The 18,923-nt window shown below is 42.8% G+C and carries 18 protein-coding genes; 14 read left to right on the top strand and 4 right to left on the bottom strand.

Annotation, left to right across the window (positions count from 1 at the left end; translation table 11 throughout):
* The first annotated feature begins 30 nt into the window (after positions 1–30).
* From tenA to MKZ02_RS18045, 9 genes are all read left to right on the top strand, one after another.
* Positions 31–705 carry a thiaminase II gene (gene tenA / locus MKZ02_RS18085; RefSeq protein WP_340856449.1) on the top strand — a complete coding sequence of 225 codons (675 nt, stop codon included), beginning with the start codon at positions 31–33 and terminating at the stop codon, positions 703–705.
* A complete protein-coding gene (locus MKZ02_RS18080) occupies positions 677–1,474 on the top strand; it encodes an ABC transporter ATP-binding protein (protein ID WP_340854975.1) in 798 nt (265 codons plus the stop codon). The genes tenA and MKZ02_RS18080 overlap by 29 nt, the downstream gene beginning before the upstream one ends.
* Positions 1,471–2,220: an ABC transporter permease gene (locus tag MKZ02_RS18075; RefSeq protein WP_340854972.1), complete on the top strand. Its 750-nt coding sequence runs from the start codon at positions 1,471–1,473 to the stop codon at positions 2,218–2,220. Before MKZ02_RS18080 ends, MKZ02_RS18075 begins: the two co-directional genes overlap by 4 nt.
* Positions 2,220–3,227 carry an ABC transporter substrate-binding protein gene (locus MKZ02_RS18070; protein ID WP_340854969.1) on the top strand — a complete coding sequence of 336 codons (1,008 nt, stop codon included), beginning with the start codon at positions 2,220–2,222 and terminating at the stop codon, positions 3,225–3,227. Before MKZ02_RS18075 ends, MKZ02_RS18070 begins: the two co-directional genes overlap by 1 nt.
* 90 nt (positions 3,228–3,317) lie before the next feature.
* Positions 3,318–4,133, top strand: coding sequence for a uroporphyrinogen-III synthase (locus MKZ02_RS18065; RefSeq protein WP_340854967.1), 816 nt, complete (start codon positions 3,318–3,320; stop codon positions 4,131–4,133).
* A gap of 224 nt (positions 4,134–4,357) precedes the next feature.
* Positions 4,358–5,221: a hydroxyethylthiazole kinase gene (gene thiM / locus MKZ02_RS18060; protein WP_120036855.1), complete on the top strand. Its 864-nt coding sequence runs from the start codon at positions 4,358–4,360 to the stop codon at positions 5,219–5,221.
* Positions 5,184–6,005, top strand: a complete 822-nt coding sequence (thiD, locus tag MKZ02_RS18055) for a bifunctional hydroxymethylpyrimidine kinase/phosphomethylpyrimidine kinase (RefSeq protein WP_340854963.1) — start codon at positions 5,184–5,186, stop codon at positions 6,003–6,005. Before thiM ends, thiD begins: the two co-directional genes overlap by 38 nt.
* Complete coding sequence (gene thiE, locus MKZ02_RS18050) at positions 5,992–6,648, top strand: thiamine phosphate synthase (RefSeq protein ID WP_120036859.1); 657 nt, start codon at positions 5,992–5,994, stop codon at positions 6,646–6,648. Before thiD ends, thiE begins: the two co-directional genes overlap by 14 nt.
* Before the next feature lie 154 nt (positions 6,649–6,802).
* On the top strand, positions 6,803–8,617 hold the full coding sequence (locus tag MKZ02_RS18045) for a PAS domain S-box protein (RefSeq protein WP_340854960.1): 1,815 nt from the start codon (positions 6,803–6,805) through the stop codon (positions 8,615–8,617).
* A gap of 35 nt (positions 8,618–8,652) precedes the next feature.
* Here the strand turns inward: MKZ02_RS18045 and MKZ02_RS18040 are convergent, their stop codons facing one another.
* Positions 8,653–9,387 carry a YqjF family protein gene (locus tag MKZ02_RS18040; RefSeq protein WP_340854958.1) on the bottom strand — a complete coding sequence of 245 codons (735 nt, stop codon included), beginning with the start codon at positions 9,385–9,387 and terminating at the stop codon, positions 8,653–8,655.
* A 162-nt stretch (positions 9,388–9,549) separates the two neighbouring features.
* On the opposite strand from MKZ02_RS18040, the gene MKZ02_RS18035 reads away from it, so the two are divergent.
* Together MKZ02_RS18035 and MKZ02_RS18030 are read left to right on the top strand one after the other, a co-directional pair.
* Positions 9,550–10,317 carry a TraR/DksA C4-type zinc finger protein gene (locus MKZ02_RS18035; protein ID WP_120036865.1) on the top strand — a complete coding sequence of 256 codons (768 nt, stop codon included), beginning with the start codon at positions 9,550–9,552 and terminating at the stop codon, positions 10,315–10,317.
* A gap of 2 nt (positions 10,318–10,319) precedes the next feature.
* Complete coding sequence (locus MKZ02_RS18030; RefSeq protein ID WP_182917114.1) at positions 10,320–10,484, top strand: hypothetical protein; 165 nt, start codon at positions 10,320–10,322, stop codon at positions 10,482–10,484.
* Positions 10,485–10,553: 69 nt separating this feature from the next.
* Here the strand turns inward: MKZ02_RS18030 and MKZ02_RS18025 are convergent, their stop codons facing one another.
* Together MKZ02_RS18025 and MKZ02_RS18020 are read right to left on the bottom strand one after the other, a co-directional pair.
* The gene (locus MKZ02_RS18025; RefSeq protein ID WP_120036867.1) at positions 10,554–12,122 is read right to left on the bottom strand and encodes a sodium/solute symporter; all 1,569 of its coding nucleotides are present in this window, start codon (positions 12,120–12,122) and stop codon (positions 10,554–10,556) included.
* A complete protein-coding gene (locus tag MKZ02_RS18020) occupies positions 12,119–12,490 on the bottom strand; it encodes a hypothetical protein (RefSeq protein WP_340854951.1) in 372 nt (123 codons plus the stop codon). The genes MKZ02_RS18025 and MKZ02_RS18020 overlap by 4 nt, the downstream gene beginning before the upstream one ends.
* A gap of 135 nt (positions 12,491–12,625) precedes the next feature.
* On the opposite strand from MKZ02_RS18020, the gene MKZ02_RS18015 reads away from it, so the two are divergent.
* The 3 genes from MKZ02_RS18015 to MKZ02_RS18005 all read left to right on the top strand — a co-directional run bounded on the left by MKZ02_RS18015 (position 12,626) and on the right by MKZ02_RS18005 (position 17,183).
* Complete coding sequence (locus MKZ02_RS18015) at positions 12,626–13,864, top strand: helix-turn-helix domain-containing protein (protein ID WP_120036869.1); 1,239 nt, start codon at positions 12,626–12,628, stop codon at positions 13,862–13,864.
* A gap of 250 nt (positions 13,865–14,114) precedes the next feature.
* Positions 14,115–16,292: a malate synthase G gene (locus tag MKZ02_RS18010; protein WP_340854947.1), complete on the top strand. Its 2,178-nt coding sequence runs from the start codon at positions 14,115–14,117 to the stop codon at positions 16,290–16,292.
* Between the two features lie 120 nt (positions 16,293–16,412).
* Complete coding sequence (locus tag MKZ02_RS18005; RefSeq protein WP_120036872.1) at positions 16,413–17,183, top strand: IclR family transcriptional regulator; 771 nt, start codon at positions 16,413–16,415, stop codon at positions 17,181–17,183.
* 76 nt (positions 17,184–17,259) lie between these two features.
* Here MKZ02_RS18005 and MKZ02_RS18000 read toward each other — a convergent pair whose 3' ends face one another.
* Positions 17,260–18,756 carry a DHA2 family efflux MFS transporter permease subunit gene (locus tag MKZ02_RS18000; protein WP_340854943.1) on the bottom strand — a complete coding sequence of 499 codons (1,497 nt, stop codon included), beginning with the start codon at positions 18,754–18,756 and terminating at the stop codon, positions 17,260–17,262.
* Between the last annotated feature and the right edge of the window lie 167 nt (positions 18,757–18,923).

The following is an 18,923-nucleotide window of genomic DNA, read 5'->3' as shown; positions in this document are numbered from 1 at the left end:
GAATCACATATGAAAGTGAGTAGCACGAATATAAAGTTCAGTGAAAGGCTTCATGAAAAACTTCAGCCGATCTGGAGAAAAAATCATCATCATCCTTTCGTGAGAGGAATTGGGGACGGCACGCTCGACCAGCGGAAGTTTCGTTTTTATATGGTTCAGGATTATTTATATTTAATTGATTATTCTAAGGTATTTGCCCTTGGAGCAGTCAAAGCAACAGATGTAGAAACGATGGGGAAATTCGCTTCATTGCTGAATGAAACACTTAATTTTGAAATGGCACTTCACCGCCAGTATGCAGCCCGTTTTGGCATTTCTGAGGAAGAGCTTGAACAGGCCAAGCCGTCTCCAATTACGCTTGCTTATACGCATTACATGCTTCATGTCAGTCAGAATGGCACGCTTGCCGAGTTGATTGCCGCTCTTCTTCCATGTGCGTGGAGCTATTGGGAGATCGGCAAAGAGCTAAATGAAATTCCAGGAGCCAGCGAGCATGAGTTATATGGTGGCTGGATCAAAATGTATTCATCTAAAGAGTTTGGTGAACTCGCCACATGGTGTATTGAGCTTTTAGATGAGCATACAGCAGGAAAGAGTGAAAGAGAGCTTGCGAGACTGGAAGAAATTTTCTTAAATACAACCCGTTATGAGTATATGTTCTGGGAGATGGCGTTTCATGAGCAAATGTGGCCGGGAGAAGAATAAAAAAGTTCTTGAATTTCAACATGTTACCTTTTCCTATAAAGACAAAAAAAACAGGCACGTTGTTCCTATTTTGCAGAGGATAAATGCGGAGGTTTATGAGGGCGAATTCATTTCTATTATCGGAGCAAGCGGATCAGGGAAAAGTACACTATTCCGGTTAATTACCGGGCTTGAAAATCAGGATGAGGGACGAATTTTAATCAATGGGGAAGAGCAGGAATCACGTCTTGGAAAGGTCGGTTACATGCCTCAGCAAGATCTGCTCATGCCGTGGCGGACAATTATCGAAAATGCCGCCCTTCCTCTTGAATTGAGAGGAATCCGGAAAGAAGAAGCACGCAGGCAAGTTCATCTTTTGCTGAAAGAATTTGGTTTAGAAGGAACAGAGGGGCGGTACCCTCATGAGCTATCTGGAGGCATGAGACAGCGCGTTTCTTTCTTGCGGACATCATTGAGCGGATCAAACATTCTTTTGCTTGATGAACCTTTCAGTGCCCTGGATGCGATTACAAGGCTGGCTATGCAGGAGTGGCTCATGGCCCAGTGGGAAAAACGAAAAGCAACCATTGTATTGATTACTCACGACGTCAGTGAAGCGCTTTTTCTGTCGGATCGCATTTTTATTTTTCAAGAAAGACCGGTTCGGGCGTTTCAGGAAGTGACTGTTCCGATTGACCGGCCAAGAAGCTTAAAAGATTTGAACAAGCCAGCCATGATTGAATGGAAGGACTATTTGCTGGAGGAGCTGAGAGGGAAGGTGATTCTATGAAAAGCAACAGGGGCACATGGCCAGCTGCTTTGACAATTTTAGCATTTTTCCTGGCTTGGGAAATCACGGCACGAATGGTCAATATGCTATTTATTCTCCCGCCTCCGACCGGCATTCTCAGTAAGCTGTGGGAATTAAGAGAACCGCTGTTCATTGAACACTTGCCAATTACGCTAGTCATTATTTTAATTGGCTTAACTATCTCCATTTTACTAGGCGCCGGAATGGCTGTTTGGATGAGTGTGAGCCCAGCCGCTGAAAAAGTGATTTACCCGCTGATCATTTCTTCACAAATGATCCCGATTATTGCTCTGGCCCCCATTTTTGTTCTTTGGTTCGGTTACTCAATTTGGAGCAAAGTAGTTGTGACTGTTTTGATCACATTTTTTCCTATCACGGTGAATACATATGATGGGCTGCAATCAGCCAGTAAAGAGTTGAAAGAGCTAATGATGACAATGGGGGCAGGGAAGAAAGAGATATTTACCAAGCTAGTTGTTCCTTCCGCCTTGCCTCATTTTTATTCAGGACTGAAGGTAGCTGTTACATTAAGCGTGATTGGAGCTGCCATCGGAGAATGGCTTGGAGCACAGGCTGGTCTCGGTTATTTCAGCCGACGAATGATGACTCAATTTGATGGGGCGGCTGTTTTTGCTCCGATTGTATTGCTGTCGGCGATCGGCATTGTTCTATTTGTCATTGTAAAATTCATTGAGCAAAAATCATTAAAATGGAGGAAGTCATAATGAGAAAATGGTTACTGGCATTGTTTGTGATAGTGCTTGCCGGCTGCAGTTCTAACGATGCAAGTGAAAAGAAAACAGCGGCAGGAGCCGGAGAGAAACAGAAAGAAAAAGTGACAATTATGCTTGACTGGTATCCCAACGCCGTTCACAGTTTCTTATACGTAGCGGAAGAAAAAGGCTACTTTAAAGAGGAAGGAGTTGACGTGGATATTCAGTTTCCAGCCAGCCCGACTGATCCCATCAATCTAGCTGCTACTGGAAAAGTAACACTTGGTATTTCTTATCAACCCGACGTTATTATGGCGCGGACAGAACAGGGAGTGAACGTAAAATCTATCGGTGCTATCGTCCGATCCCCATTAAATCGAGTGATGTTTTTAAAGGACAGCCCAATCAAGGCTCCCAAGGATTTAGAGGGAAAAACAGTCGGATTTACTGGTATTCCTCTAAATGAAGCGATCGTTGGCACAATGGTGGAAAAAGATAAAGGGGATCCAGAAAAAGTAAAAATGATTGATGTTGGTTTTGAACTAAACTCGGCTGTTGTGACGAAAAAAGCCGATGCAGTGGTCGGAGCCTATATTAACCACGAAGTGCCGCTGTTAAAGCATGAAGGATATGAAACAAGTAATTTGGACCCAACAAAGTATGGCGTACCTAATTTCTATGAGCTGGTGGCAGTTACGAGTGACGAAACGTGGGAGAAACAGCAAGATGCCATCAAAGCCTTTTGGCGGGCGGCAGAAAAAGGATTTAATTATACCGAACAGCACCCTGATGAAGCCTTGCAAATTTTATTAAGCAAGCAGGATGAGGCTAATTTTCCGCTTATAGAAGAGGTGGAAAAACAAAGTCTTAAGATTCTTCTTCCAAAAATGAAGTCAGAGAAAGGCTTTGGAAGCCAAACGAAAGAGCCGTGGATAGAAACAGCCGAATGGATGAAGAAAACGGGCTTGATTAAAAAAGAGCCTAAATTAGAAGAGCTGTTTATAAACATTGCTGAGTGATCAAACTTGCTAAAACATAAAAAGTCTAGCGATTTAGTTGGTTTTTTGTGTTAGGATGAAGAAAAGGCAAGTTTGAAAGGGGAAGCAGGCGTGGGAAAAGGACTGGAAGGAAAAAGAATTGTCATTGCGGGCTCAAGGAAAACAGAAGAAATGAGTATGATCATTGAAAAGCAAGGCGGTCTGCCTCTCGTCCGCCCCTTACAGGGAACGGTATTTTTAGCAGAGGAAGCAGTTGGACCTGAAATTAAAGAACTGATCAGCCAGCCGGCGGATTGGATTATTTTCACGACAGGTATCGGCACGGAAGCGTTAGTAAATGCTGCTGATCAGTTGGGAATAAGGAACGAATTTTTGCAGGTGGTGCAACAGGCAAAGGTAGCTACTAGAGGCTATAAAACGGTAGCCGCTTTAAAGAAAATAGACATAAGCCCTGTTGCAGTAGATGATGACGGGACTACAGCCGGATTGATTCGGGCACTCGAAAAAGAAGATTTCATAAAGAAACGTGTTGCTGTTCAACTGCACGGTGAAAAAGCACCGTCATTGACGAAGTTTTTACATGAGAAAGAGGCACACGTTCAGTACTTATTGCCTTACCGTCATCACGCACCTGATGAGGAAGTAGTAGAGAAAACACTGAATGAAATCTTAAACAAAGAAATAGAGGCCATTTGTTTTACAACGGCGATTCAAGTGCGTTCGCTGTTTGAACATGCCAAGCAAAAAGGCAAGGTAGAAGAACTGCTTGCTGCCTTTGCCTCTGGGCCATTAGCTGGCGCGGTCGGAAAAGTAACGGCTGAAGCGCTGGCAGAAGAAGGCGTTACCCGTATGATTGTGCCGGAGTTGGAAAGAATGGGAGCCCTGATTATGGAGCTGTCACGGTATTATCAGCACAGAGATCGATAAGAAAGTAAAAGCTATTAAATAAGCTAAAGAATAAATGCCATGAAAAGAATATTGGAAACCGGGAGCTGGCGGATGCCGGCTGAGAGTACAGCTATGCCGCTGCAGACCGTGTGAACCTGTTGGATAATGCCAGCGCAGGGAAGTGTGGAGATCAAAAGAGCACGGGCGCCGGTTCCGTGCTTTTTAGTTTGATTTTTACTAGTAATTTCGGAGGGAGCGAAAAAATGAATCATCGAGTCGTCAGTCAAACACTTGCACAAGTAAGAGCGCAAAGCCCGCTTGTACACAATATTACGAATGTAGTTGTTACAAATTTTACAGCCAATGGATTGCTCGCTCTCGGGGCTTCTCCTGTCATGGCGCACGCAAAAGAAGAAGCGGCAGATATGGCAAGGATCGCCGGGGCGCTCGTGATAAATATTGGTACATTAGATGAAGAAAAAGTAGCATCTATGATCATAGCAGGAAAAGCAGCCAATGAGGCAGGAGTGCCGGTTATCTTCGATCCCGTGGGAGCAGGGGCAACGGCTTACCGGACAGCAGCTGCTTCTCGAATTATCAATGAGGTAAAGGTCGATGTGTTAAGAGGGAACGCGGCGGAAGTTGCAAATGTGATCGGGAAGAAATGGGCGATTAAGGGGGTAGACGCTGGGAAAAACCAGGGGAACCTGATAGAGCTTGCTAAAGAGGCAGCGGCGAAATGGCAAATGACCACGGTTATTACAGGGGAGGCAGATATTATCGCCGGCCAGAATTCGCTTTTCGTTGTCCGTAATGGCCATCCGATGCTTACGAAAGTGACTGGCACTGGCTGTTTGTTAAGTGCGGTGATCGGTGCATTCTGTGCCGTGGAGAAAAATATAGGAATTGCGGCAGCTAGTGCCGTCGCAGTATATGGAGTAGCAGCAGAAGCGGCTATGAAGATTCGCGGTGAGGAAGGGCCCGGAAGTTTTCAAATAGAATTTTTAAACCAGCTGGCTAAGGTCGAAGAAAAGAATATTGAAGCCTTTGCCAAAATAGAAACCCTTTTAACTAATGGAGGTGGAGAAAATGGAAGTGAGCAAAGCACTGACGATCGCCGGTTCTGACAGCGGAGGGGGCGCAGGGATTCAAGCCGACTTAAAAACCTTCCAGGAACTTGGCGTATACGGCATGTCTGCACTGACCGCGGTCACGGCACAAAATACACTCGGTGTGCATGGTGTTTACCCAATGACCCCGAAAGCAGTAGAGGCACAAATTGAAGCAATCGGTGAGGACATGGGAACGGATGCTCTGAAGACCGGAATGCTATTCAGCGACGAGATTATTCAAACAGTAGCTCGCGGGATTGAGAGATTTGGCTGGAAACAGGTTGTCGTTGATCCGGTCATGATTGCTAAAGGAGGGGCTTCTCTATTGCAGACAGACGCCATCAGAGCAATGAAAGAGTATTTGATCCCGCTTGCTATGGTTGTGACTCCCAATATTCCAGAAGCAGAGGTGCTGACAAACATGATGATTCGATCTCTTGATGATCGCAAGCGGGCTGCCGAGAAGCTGCATAAGTTAGGAGCCAGACATGTAGTCATTAAAGGAGGACATGCAGAAGATGACGAGAAACTAATAGATCTTCTGTATGACGGTAAAGACTTTTTTTACTTCACAAATAATCGCATTTTAACTGAAAACACGCATGGGACGGGCTGTACATTTGCTGCAGCTATGACTGCAGAGCTTGCTCGGGGACAAGCGATAAAAAAGGCAGTTGATGTGGCTGTCAACTACGTACAAGCGGCCATTGAGATGGATTTGAAAATTGGAAAAGGACATGGCCCAACCAACCATTGGGCATTTAAAAGAAAAGGGGTGCCTACCGATGCGGCCTATTAGTGAAGAGCGCATAAAAGAATTTCTTCAAGTTTATTTTATTATGGGCAGCGCTAATTGTTTGATAGATCCGATAAGGACCCTGAGAGAGGCCATTGCCGGGGGCATTACTTTTTTTCAGTTTCGTGAAAAAGGCTCTAATGCCTTGATTGGTGAGAAAAAACTTGAATTGGCAGCTGAACTTCAGAAGGTTTGCCGTCATCATTCTGTACCCTTTATCGTGAACGATGATGTCGAGCTGGCTGTTCAACTAGAGGCCGATGGCATACATATCGGCCAGGAGGATGAATCTCTTTCAGTTGTCCGTAAAATAATGCCCGAAAAGATTATTGGAATTTCAGTCCATACAATGGAGGAAGTTGAAAAAGCCATTGAGGATGGGGCAGATTATTTAGGGGTTGGTCCAATATTTCCTACCTCTACTAAAACTGATACAAAACCGGTTCAAGGAACCAGTCTAATTGAAGAAATAAGGGCTGCGGGCATATCTATACCCATCGTAGGGATTGGCGGCATTCATGCAGGCAATGCAGCTGAAGTAGTAGCAAATGGAGCGAATGGAGTATCAGTGATCACGGCCATTAGCCAAGCGCCATCGCCGAAAGAGGCAGCAGAGCAATTAAGAAGAGCTATTTCAAGAAAGTAGATAAACGACACTCCTGCTTTGAATAAGAAAATTAATTTTCTTATTCAAAGCATTTTTTATATGAAAAATTAAAGGATTATGTATAATTTTGTCGAATAATTTTTGCTGATATCGAATAGTAACTCCTACATAATAAAGGAAAAAGGGAGCGGTGATGGATGAAATGTGTACAGAACAGGCTGCTGCGAATAAAACAGTAAAATGGTTCGCAGAGAAGGCAAGAAATATATTGCTCTTACTAGATGAACAAGGGAATATCAAGTACGCTAATCAAGCTTTTCAAAGGCTGATGGCTCTTTCTCTTTCAGACAGAACGAATCAGTCCTTTTTCCATTTCATTCATGAAGAAGATCGAGAGGAGGCAGCTAGTCGGCTTTTATTTTTAGAGAAAAGCACTTCATTTACTCCTTTCACGAGCCGTTATTCTTATAAAAATGGGAGGTATGGACATTTATTTTGGCAAGAAGCGGAGAAAACAGAGGAAGGATGGATACGAGTGATCGCTGAACCTATTGAAGAAGAGAATGAGGGCAGCTGGCTGTACTTTCTGGCCAATCATACAGAGGACCCGGGATATATCATTGATCTATACGGGCGAGTTCTTTTGATAAATGAAGCATTCGAACAGCTATATGGCTGGAAAAAAAAGGAGATCATCGGACGCCCTTCTCCAGTTATACCCAAAGACCATTGGCATGAATGGCACGAGAAAATTGAGGAAGTGCGTAAAAGTAAAAAGCCTGTTACCTTTCAAACAGTCAGAAAAAAAAGAGACGGAACTACTTTTCCGGTGTCTGCCACTATATCTCCTATTTATGAACGGACTGGCCGTGTGTTTCTCTGCTTAATTTTAACGAAAGACTTAACTGAGTATTATGAAACAAGGCGGCTTGTTGAACTGCAAAATAAAGTCATTGCTGAGCGAGAAAGATTGCTTTTAGATATTACAGAGAATATTACTGAAATGATCAGCCTTTTTGATTTGAAGTTAAATAAGTTTCTCTATATTAGTCCTTCCCACGAAAAGTTCTTTAATATTAATATAGAGACGTTGTACGAAAAGCCGGAGATCATATTGGAAAATTGTCACCCGGAAGACCTGCCAAATGTCGTTGAATTTTTTTGTAAACCGACGAACGGGACAAAGGAGCTTGAATATCGGGTACTAAAGAACAAATCAGGAGAGCCAGGGTGGATGACGACAAAAGTGACACCGATTGCGGATGAGGATGGAACTATTAACCGCTGGATTAACATTAGCAGGGATATTACCGAATTAAAGAAAAGAGAACAGATGATCCGGAAGTGGGATAAGTTAAGCGCGGTCGGCCAACTAGCGGCAGGCATTGCCCATGAGGTTAGGAATCCGCTTACATCTGTAAAAGGATTTATGCAGCTGCTCGCTCAAGAAACGAATAATAAGTATACAGATATTATTTTGTCCGAGTTAGAAAGAATTGAATTTATTATGAATGAATTTTTAATACTGGCAAAGCCTCATCAGGATGTACAGATGAAGCTCAGTAATATTAATGAAGTACTGAGTGAGGTTGTAGTCTTCATGAAACCGGAAGCGCTTTTATACAGTGTGGATATTCATCAGGATTTTGATAAGAATCTTCCTTTTGTACAGTGCGAGCCTAAACAGATCAAACAAGTCATTATAAATTTAATAAAAAATGCCATTGATGCCATGCCTTCAGGAGGAAATATCTATTTAACTACCAGCATAACGAGTGACAGCCAAGTAGCGATTGAAGTGAGAGATGAAGGGGCTGGCATGCCGATCGAGCGTCTAGAACGTTTAGGTGAACCCTTTTATTCAAACAAAGAAAAAGGAACAGGGCTGGGGCTAATGATGTGTTACAAAATTATTGAAAATCATGAAGGCACCATTCATTTTACAAGCAGGGAAGGAGATGGGACCACCGCACGTGTGCTTCTCCCTTCCACTTACAATCTTTCATAAAGAAGTGGCGAGCAAGTACATGTTTTCTTTTATCCTTACATCTTTTGCAAAGGCCAAAAAAATGCCTTTTTCTCTTTGGAAAAATGAAGAATAGGCTGCTGCTGAAAATAATGATGTGTAAGGAAAGAGGCCATCGTATTACGAAAAATTGTTGCTTCTGCTTTTTGCAAGGCCCATCTTGTATGGTGAATATCCCCCCGATACAGCTTATTTCTCCTTTCTGTAAAGAGGCAGTAGCGCTCCGATGCCCAATAATCAAATGTTTCTTTCTCTGCTGAATAAGAGGGAGACACAGGCTTGTAAAAAACATCAAGCTCTTCCCGGTTTTGTCCAACAGAATAAGAACTTTGAAAATGGCAGCTGTTATTTACAACGGCTGCCATGTTTGATTGGCGAAAAGGCAGTGAATAAAAAAGACGGGCCCCAATAACAGAAGGCAAATGATTTACGTCCAAATTAAAAAAATAAACTCCTGGAACGCCTTTGTGCATGACATATGTGCGAACATTTAGTTGCAAAAAAGAACGCAGCAACGGAATGGGGGGCAATCCATGAAAACGCATGCTGGATACTTGGAATGGAACGATACCCAGCCATGCCATGCCTCCATATAAGTCAACCTGAAGAAAAGGAGGGAGCAGGTTTTTCATAGTGACTGGATGAATAGGCCAGTGCATAAATAATACGTTGGACCACGTTTGCGTCATCACCCAATGGGAAGGAGGCAGAGGGAGCGGCCGGTGTTTTAAATGCAGGAAGGCTTCATTCAAATTAAGCTCTCCTTTCATTGAATGGTGTTTTACTTTATTATTTCCTTATTTTTATTGTTCAAACGCTACTTCTCCTTTACGCTCTCTTCAGCTTTTTGATTAAGTTATTTGTTTTTACTCATACTACATAATGAGTCGACATTTTAAAGAAGGGGGTGCGATATGCTAACAGCAGAACAATTATCTAAACTGCGTCTTCAGTTGGAAAAAGAAAAGCAAGAGCTGGAAGAGCGCTTTGAGGGAAATGAACATTTTGGATTGGAAAGAGCTCATTCTCATGAATCAACGGGCGAGCTGTCTTCTTATGATAATCATCCGGCTGATGAAGGAACGGAATTATTTGAAAGAGAAAAAGATATAGCGCTTAATGAACATGAAGAAAACCAATTGAAAAATGTGGTAAGAGCCCTTGAGGCAATAGAACGTGGCGAATACGGCAAATGTGAGATTTGCGGAGAAGAGATTCCGCTAGAGCGTCTTGAAGCACTCCCTGCCACGGCTTACTGTATTGATCATTCACAGAATAAAATCATATCCCATGACCGTCCAGTAGAAGAAGGGGTGCTTATGCCACCATTTGGTAAGTTTGACTTCGATGATAGTGCGGATGAATCGGTTGTTTTTGATGCAGAGGATGCGTGGCAGGACGTGGCCAGATGGGGGACATCTGAATCTCCGTCCGATTTCATCGATCCGCCTGATCATTACAATGATATGTATATCGAATCGGATGAAAATGTTGGCTACGTAGAGGATTATGAAAACTTCGTCGGTGTAGATATTAACGGAAGGGATATTATCATTTATCCCAATGAGCAACATGAAAAATATGAGGAAGATTTAGATGAGGAAGGAATCATGACGACCTTTGGTGACTTGCCAGCATTTGAACATGATCCTTACGTAGAAGAAAGAGAGGAGAGGGAATAACGGTGAACTGGGATTTTGAATCATTTAGAAAGCAGCAAGCAAAACACAAATCTGTATATGTCGGTAGCACAAAGAAAAGGCCGACAATCAATGATGAAGATGCCAATGGCCAAGGAAACACAGACATGGCGCCTGGTGCTACGGGCAGAGAGATTGGAAAAGAGTAAACAATAACAGGACTGTCCAGAAAACAGTAAGATAGATGCAGGGATGGACAGTCCTTTGTGTTTTCCAATTTAAGCGACTTCACTTTCCTTTGAGTGGACTTTTTTCATAAAGGCATTCACATCGGCAGGAACTTTCCGATCGAATTTTGAAACGACGTATACTGTTAGGAAGCCAATCGGCACTGTGATAATCCCTGGTACCTTAAATTGTAAAGCCTCAGGAAGAATAGGGGAGCAGAAGATCATAATCATGGAAACAGCCAATCCAACAAGGAGACCAGCAATCGCTCCCTTTTCTGTCATGCCCCTCCACCAGATTCCAAACAAAAAAATCGGTGTAAAAGTGCTAGCTGCTACTGTGAAAGCGAGAGCAACAAGGTGGCCAATAGAGGCTTCCTTTACTAATAGGCCAAGCACCCCATATAAAACGCCAAGAATTAAAATAGCGATTTTTCCAGCTGTTACGCGCTGTTTCTGTGACAGTTCTTTCTTAGAGAAGGAAGCGTATAGATCATGGGCTAAAGCGCCAGAGCTAGCAATAAATAATCCGGAAAGATTAGAAAAAATAGCCGCAAATGCTCCTGCAATTACAAGGCCGAGCAGCCATTTGCCCCCGAGCACTTCTGCAATGGAAGGAACGACCATATTGTCTCCACCGGTGACAAGGTTTTTCATTACTTCAGCATTTAAATTTCCTTCGAGGAAAAGGGCTCGGCCGACAACCCCCAAGTAGACAGCGAATAAAAAAAAGACACTGGCAATTCCAATAGCCATTAAAGCCGATTTACGTGCTGCTTTTGCACTAGGATTTGTATAAAAGCGTAATAAAATGTGAGGAAGTCCGATGGTTCCAAGTGACAGGCCGACAATTAAGGAGACGGTATGCAGAAAATTAGGTGTTAATACTCCAGAAGTTGCCCATGCTTCTCCGTTAGCCACCACCTCTTTTCCATCTTCAGTGAAAGCAGCCGTATTGGCTACTGAGCCGCTGAAGTTTGTAATAGCAGAAAGAATTTTATCATAATGCAAACCGCCATAAATAGCTGCACCGACCATTAAAATGAAGGCACCGAGGCGGATCCAAAGCTCAAGAGCCTGATTTAAAGTAGTTCCTTTCATACCGCCGACCCCGACATACAGGATCATTACAGCACATGTGAAAATAATGCCGAATTCATAGGAAGTGCCAAAGAACATGCTTAAAATCTGTGCTGCACCGAGCAGCTGAGGAGCAGCATAAAAGCCAGAAATAGACAGAACGACGAGCACAGCTACCAACCGGGCACGTTTGCTGTGAAAACGGTAAGCCACAAAATCTGCTACCGTGTAAGCACCGAAACGTCTAAGCGGACCTGCAACAAAAATAGCGAGCAACGTTAAACCAATGGAAAAGCTGAACGTATAAAAAGCCCCGTCATAACCAATGGAGAAGGTCAAACCGGCGAGCCCGAGGAAGGTGGCTGCACTCAAATAGTCCCCTGCTATAGCTGAACCATTTGTAAACCAGCCGAACGAACGCCCACCGACGAAGAATTCGCTGGCATTAGAATTTTTCTTCGATAAATAAGTAATGTAGACAATCGTACCCATTAAGAGGAAGGTGAAAAAATACTTTGGTTCCAATAGTGCTTCCATCATGCGCTATTTCCTCCTTTATTATCTGCCTTTTCCTTCTGTAATTCTGAAGATGTATCATAGCGGGCCAGTCTTTTTTCATAGCGTTTTGTATGAACATAAGCGATCACAAAGGCCATCACCATTCCAACGATAGTAGTCAGAAACCATGTAACAGACATGCCGCCCCAAAATTTGCTGAAGGCGAAATCCTCTGCATACCAGTTAATGACCGGTATAAAAAAAATAAAAGCATAGTAAGCCGTTGAAAGTCCTATTCCTGTTTGAAGTTCAGATTTCATGATGTGTCGAGTTTCTTTATCAAGCGGCTGAAGGTTGTCTACATCAATGGTTCCCATTGAACGGTCTGTCATCTCATATTCTTTTTTCAAGAGCCATCCCTCCTTACCACTAGTATACTAAGCGAGGAAGTGTAAGCCCTTACAAAATAATGTCTGAATATTATAAAAAATTGCTTGTTTTAGCTAAATGCGGATGTTAAAATATGGGAGGAAAGGAGGTAGCGAATGAAATACACGGTTTGTCTGAAGAATGTTAAACCAACATCTTATGCCTTGTTAAAAAAGTGGATTGACGAAAAATACGAACAGCAATTTTTTATTCAGAGCCCATTCTGTAATGATGAAGAAGCCCATATCAAAGTTTGCCAAATAAGTGAATTAAGCGATTGGTTGAAAGTATCCCGTTTAATGAAGCGCCAAAACTGTTTTTACATAGTACTTTTAGATCGAAACTACTATCATACCTCACCATTAGCCCTCAAGCTGCAAGTTCATTCTCTCCTCCTGCATCCTATGAAAAAATCTGCTTTTATCCGCAGCATAGATGATGTGTTAAGGCTGTTGAAAAAAAAGCCGGCTGTGTTTTTTCAGTTGGAAGGAAAGAAAGTGATTCCTGCGTACGATGGAGAGAAGAACGAATCGCTGGAAAATTACGTGCTAAGACAACTCTTGCACCAAAACATTCAACAGGAAAACATAATGATAGATGCTCTGTCCGTTTTTAAAGAGAATACTTTCCCAAATGCCGTTTGTTATGTTGAGGGGTTTTCTCATCTAGATTGTACTCCCGCTGATGAAAACCTCTCAGCTCAGCTGATTTGCTCGTATTTTAACAAAGCGTTCGCAGGCAGAGTCTCTCGCCTGTATTTCATTCCTTTTCGTAAATCTATGCTTGTTTTGTTTCGACAGCCGGAAAGTGTTTGTTCTTTGAAGGACTGGGATGAAGGAAGGATAATATTTGAGAAGATTATAAAGAATCTGCTGATACAGCACCGAATTCAAATCTATATAGGGGTCGGTTCTCTATATAATGATCCTCATCTTCTCCATCATTCCTTTAAAGAAGCAGAACTTGCGAGAAGCCTGCCGCCCTTTCGCGAAGTTTCCCTCCGCTATTACGAAGAGATATCTACAGAGGAGGATATCAAAAAAAGCACACAATTCATTCATAATCGTTTTGGAGAAGAGATGACGGCAAGAGATGTAGCGAAGCATGTCAATTTGAGCTATTCCCACTTTATTCGGCTATTTAAAAAAGAAACAGGTAATACTTTTTCAGAGTACGTTACCTTCGTGAGACTAAGAAATGGAGTGCGAATGCTGAGGCAAACCAATTATACAATAGAAGAGATTGCTGATTTAACCGGCTTTAATACCCCTAATTATTTTAGTTCAACTTTTAAGAAGTTTGTTGGAGCTACTCCAAGAGAATTTAGAATGACGAAGGAGATTGTTTTCGTTTAAAACCAACCAGTCGGTTTATGATTTGTTGTTTAATAGAGCCTTCTAGCGGGTATTTTAGCAGTACGATAAGATTTTATGGTTGGAAGCCATCGTTAATAAAAACGATGGCTTTTTAGTGTCTTATCATCAAGCATGATTACTCACCCGATTCTGATTTTCAAAATAACTAATTGTAATTTTCAGACTTTTGTGTTAATCTTTTTTTAGATATTTAAGAAACGCTGTTGCGTAATAAGAAACAAAGGGCGGGATGAAAATGAATTATGTAAAAGCAGGGACTTTACAAGTTGATCAGCAATTGCTTCAGTTTATTAATAATGAGGTATTGCCGGGAACAGACATAGAAAAGGAGCAATTCTGGGACGGATTTAGCGCCATTGTCGCTGAATTAACACCCAAAAATCGTCAACTGTTAAAAAAACGCGATGAACTTCAGGAAAAAATTGATAAATGGCACAGGGAAAATTTATTTGATTTTAATCAATACAAATCCTTTTTACAAGAAATTGGTTACATAGAGCCGGAGGGAGAAGATTTTGAAGTATCGACAGAAAATGTGGATGAAGAAATTGCCTTGCAGGCTGGTCCTCAGCTCGTTGTACCGGTGAATAACGCCCGCTATGCAATCAACGCGGCTAATGCCCGATGGGGAAGCTTATACGATGCGCTCTATGGAACAGACGCTATTCCCGAGACAGACGGCGCTGAGAAAACCGGGGGTTACAATCCTATACGGGGAGAAAGAGTGATCGCTTTTGCACGGGATTTTCTTGATCAGGCGGTGCCGCTTGAAAAAGGTTCCCACAAAGAGAGTGTAAAATATGCCATTGAAGGTGGAGAATTAATCGTTACACTAGAGAGCGGCGGACAAACGAGGTTAAAACACAAAGAACAGCTGCAAGGCTTTTGTGGAGAAGCAGGAGCTCCTTCTGCTGTCCTTCTGAAAAATAACGGTATCCATTTGGAAATCCAAATCGACAAAAATGATCCAATTGGAAGAACGGATACAGCGGGAGTGAAAGACGTACTAATGGAGGCTGCGCTTTCAACCATTATGGATTGTGAAGATTCGGTGACTGCTGTCGATGCGGAAGATAAAGTGCTTGTTTACCGCAATTGGCTTGGATTAATCAAAGGGAATTTGAGTGCTTCATTCAAGAAAAACGGAAAAACCATCACCCGCCGGATGAATGAGGACCGCTGCTATACAGCATTGGACGGAAGTACATTAAAATTGCCTGGCCGCTCCTTGATGTTCGTTCGCAACGTCGGTCATCTAATGACCATCAATGCCGTTCTGGATGAAAATGGAGAGGAGGTATTTGAAGGCATTTTGGACGGGGTCGTTACAAGTGCTATTGCTAAGCATTCGATTTCTGGCGGTTCAAAGCTTGCCAATTCGCGCCAAGGGTCGATTTATATAGTCAAGCCAAAAATGCATGGATCGGAGGAAGTAGCGTTTGCTTGTGAATTGTTCGACCGGATCGAGAATTTATTGGGCTTACAACGAAATACATTAAAAATTGGTGTAATGGACGAAGAACGTCGGACGTCTCTTAATCTGAAAAACTGCATTCGGGCCTCTAAAGAGCGGATTGCTTTCATTAACACAGGCTTCCTTGACAGAACTGGAGACGAGATACACACGTCTATGGAAGCAGGACCTGTTATTCGCAAAGGGGATATAAAATCCTCTGTCTGGCTGACGGCTTATGAAAAGTCAAATGTTGCTGCCGGACTGGAAACAGGTTTGCAGGGGCATGCTCAAATAGGTAAAGGAATGTGGGCAATGCCGGATATGATGGCAGCTATGCTGGAGCAGAAAATTGGCCATGTCAAAGCGGGAGCTAATACGGCATGGGTGCCATCACCGACTGCTGCTGTTCTTCATGCTCTTCATTATCACCAGGTAAATGTCCAGCAGGTACAAAATGAAGTGAAACAAAATAAACAAGAGTACACAGACGAGATTTTGCAAATCCCGCTCGAAAAGAAGGCAAGCTGGAGTAAGGAAGAGATTCAGCGGGAGATGGATAACAATGCACAAGGCATCCTCGGCTATGTTGTCCGCTGGGTAGAGCAAGGCGTTGGTTGTTCAAAAGTGCCAGATATTAACAATGTTGGCCTAATGGAAGATCGGGCGACCCTTCGCATTTCCAGCCAGCACATTGCTAATTGGCTGCGCCATGGCATCTGTACGGAAGAGCAGGTGATGGAAACGATGAAGCGGATGGCAAAAGTAGTGGATGAACAGAATGCAGGAGATGAGGATTATCGTCCAATGGCACCGGATTACGAAGAGTCGGTGGCATTCCAGGCTGCATGTGAACTTGTATTTAAAGGATGTGAACAGCCGAATGGATACACAGAGCCCATTCTGCATAAACGGCGTCTTGAGGCAAAAGAGAAATACAGTGTTACTCAATAAAGTCTGTAGGGTTTATTATTTTTTTCTAATAAGAGATAATACAAAGAGGCTGGCCGATTGGAGGCTAGCCTCTTCGGCGATAAATAAAATTATTTATTTTCATTGAAAGGGGCCTGTCAATTGGAAAGGGATAATATGGTGAAGTCAGTTGCACGGGCGCTTGATATTATCAAACTTGTAGGCGATTCCAGACAAGGGCTCGGTGTAACAGAGATTTCCAGACAAATGGATATCAACAAAAGTTCAGTGTTTCGTATATTGGCTACGTTGAGTCAGTACGGTTATATTGAACAGAATGAGACCACAGGAAAATACCGGATCGGTTATATGTTTCTTGATATTAGCTCCAAATTGCTCGACTCTCTTGACGTCCGGACTGAAGCGCAGCCTGTACTGAAAGAACTTGAGTATGAAACAAATGAAGTCGTTCATCTTGTTGTTTATGACCAAGGAGAAGTAGTATATATTGAAAAGCTTGATGGCAACGAAACGTTGCGCATGCATTCAAAGGTCGGAAAACGAGCGCCTGTTCATTGCACGTCAGTCGGCAAAGCCATTCTTTCTCATTTATCTGCGGCAGATGTGCTCGCTATTATGGAAAGAAAGGGCCTGCCAGCCCATACACCTTCTACCATTGTGGAGAAGGACGCTTTTCTAGAAGAGTTGTCTAAAGTGAAAGAGAACGGCTATGCGCTGGACCTTGAGGAAAATGAGATAGGGATTCGCTGCATAGCTGCTCCTGTATTTGATCATACAGGCAGTGTAGCGGCAGCGGTAAGCATCTCTGGCCCGACGTTGCGAATGACCGATGAAAGAATGCGCTCGTTAAGTAGCCGGATGATTCAAGCAGGACAAGCCATCTCAAAACGGCTTGGTTATAAGGGCCAATAAGTTAAAAACAGGGCATCCGGAAACTTAGATTTCCAGATGCCCTGTTTGCTTTTTTATTAAACAGCTATATTTCAAATCAGCGATCTGCTGCGCCAAGCTCTTTTGCCGGTTTAACACGTTTTATAAAGAAAGAGAGAATGAGAGCAATGAGGGCAATATAAACAGATACTGAAAAAGAGAAATTAATGCCGTTAAGCATGGCTTCATTCATAATATGTGTCTTCATCTCAGCTATTTGAGCAGGGTCAGGCTGGGCACCGGCAGTTAAATTTTTCGCTGCGGCATCAGCCAATTTTTCTGCTTCCGATTCTGTGCGATTTTGCATCAAAGTGACGAGAAAAGCAGAGCCAACCGCACCTGAAACCTGTTGAAGCGTATTGTTCATCGCTGTACCGTGCGGATTCATGCTTTGAGGCAGCTGGTTTAAGCCATTTGTCATGACAGGCATCATAACCATGGACATTCCGAACATGCGCAATGTATATAGCATCATTAAATAGCCATAAGATGTTTCGAGTGTTAAGTCACTGAACAAGTGTGTTGTGTAAATCGTAACGATCAAACCAATAACAGACAGAATACGGGCGCCGAATTTGTCAAACAGCTTGCCGGTAATCGGTGACATAACACCCATAACAAGTGCCCCAGGCAACATTAATAGTCCCGAATGAAGCGGGGAAATGCCACGTAAAGATTGCACATAGATAGGCATTAACAACATAGCAGAAAACATGGCCATAGCTAAGACCACCGATATAGCCGAAGAAAGTGCGAACATCGGATAGCGATAGATTCGAAATTCTAAAAGCGGTTCATCCAAGCGAAGCTGGCGGATAATAAATAACAATAGGCTAATGAAGCCCACAGCAATCGGGATATATACATATACGGAGCCCCAGCCTTTTTCTCCTGCAGAGCTGAAACCGTACAGCAGGCCGCCAAAACCGATGCTTGATAAAATGAGTGAAAGAATATCAAGTTTGATATCACGCTGCGGTGTAATGTTTTTCAATTTAAAGATAGCAAGCAAAAGTGTAATGGCTGCGATCGGAAGAACGACATCAAATAATGTGCGCCATGAATAATGCTCAATAAGCCAACCGGATAACGTAGGTCCGATGGCCGGCGCGGTAATCATGACGAGGCCAAACAGTCCCATTGCAGCGCCGCGGCGCTCGACCGGAAAACTAAAAAGCATCACATTCATTAAAAGCGGCATCATGATAGCAGAGCCAGCTGCTTGGATCATTCGGGCAGCAAGAAGTATGCTGAGCGACGGAGAGAAAGCGGCCAGCAATGTTCCGGCTGTAAACAGGCTCATGGCCAAAATAAACAGTTTTCTATTTGTAAACTTCTGAATAAAAAAAGCACTGGCGGGAATTAACACACCGTTAATTAGCATATAACCGGTTGTCAGCCATTGTACAGCTGATGCAGATGCATCGAATTCCTTCATGATAGATGGAAGAGCTACATTTAAAAGAGTTTCATTTAAAATAGAAACAAAAGCCCCGATAAATAAAATCGCAATCATGCCATAAGGCGGCTTTTCTACAGCTCCTTGTGTATTCATATAAATTCCTCCCATACAAGGTGTATAGTTTTTGAACTCTAGTTCTAACAATTTTTAATCATATACCGATGGTATAAAAAAATCAATAAAAAAATATCGTTTTGTTCATAAGTTTGATTCTTATAACAATATGAGCTACGATTAACTTGTACAGGCAGTATAAACAA

The organism is Pseudobacillus sp. FSL P4-0506, assembly GCF_038003025.1.
GTDB lineage: Bacteria > Bacillota > Bacilli > Bacillales > Domibacillaceae > Pseudobacillus.
Note: the sequence above shows the minus strand (reverse complement) of the source record. Positions and strands in the feature narration are given on the sequence as shown.